The sequence below is a fragment of the Vibrio sp. 1078-1 genome, from assembly GCF_033340475.1.
In genome coordinates, this window is record NZ_JAWOWM010000670.1 from 344 (window position 1) to 572 (window position 229).

The following is a 229-nucleotide window of genomic DNA, read 5'->3' on the forward strand; positions in this document are numbered from 1 at the left end:
TGGTTTGGGTGCGACGCCAACAGCGGTGATGAACATGGGTTCTATTGTTAACCGTTTTGGTCCTTCGCCTCAGGCATTTATGGTGGTACCAATTGTTGGCGCGTTCTTTATCGACATCGTCAACTTAATCATCTTGCAAGGTTACATTTCTTTCCTTGGCTAGACGATGGGATAGATGAGCCCCTAAGGGTTAAAATAAAAACGGTCACAACGCAGGTTGTGACCGTTT

At 45.9% G+C, this 229-nt stretch carries 1 pseudogene; it reads left to right on the forward strand.

Annotated elements, in window-relative coordinates:
• Window positions 1-163: pseudogene (locus R7190_RS29425) on the forward strand (sodium/glutamate symporter); the annotation flags it as partial.
• Between the last annotated feature and the right edge of the window lie 66 nt (window positions 164-229).